The 326-nt window shown below is 48.8% G+C and carries 2 tRNA genes; both read left to right on the top strand.

The window, feature by feature from the left end:
* Positions 1–88: 88 nt before the first annotated feature.
* A tRNA-Tyr gene (locus AB1471_RS17195) sits at positions 89–172 on the top strand.
* Positions 173–177: 5 nt separating this feature from the next.
* Positions 178–251 (top strand) — tRNA-Trp (locus AB1471_RS17190).
* Positions 252–326 lie beyond the last annotated feature (75 nt).

Raw genomic sequence — 326 nt, 5'->3', positions numbered from 1 at the left:
AGAGCAATGGACTGAAAATCCATGTGTCGGCGGTTCGATTCCGTCCAAAGCCACCTTTTTTAAGATAAAGTATGTTGTATTTTAATATGGAGGGGTAGCGAAGTGGCTAAACGCGGCGGACTGTAAATCCGCTCCTTCGGGTTCGGCAGTTCGAATCTGCCCCCCTCCACCATTTATAGGGGCATAGTTTAAAGGTAGAACAGAGGTCTCCAAAACCTCCGGTGTGGGTTCAATTCCTACTGCCCCTGCCAATTTTAATACTATGGCGGTCGTGGCGAAGTGGTTAACGCACCTGATTGTGGTTCAGGCATTCGTGGGTTCGATTC

Source organism: Jeotgalibacillus marinus (genome assembly GCF_040801915.1).
GTDB lineage: Bacteria > Bacillota > Bacilli > Bacillales > Jeotgalibacillaceae > Jeotgalibacillus > Jeotgalibacillus marinus.
This window is presented reverse-complemented; position numbering and strand designations above follow the sequence as displayed.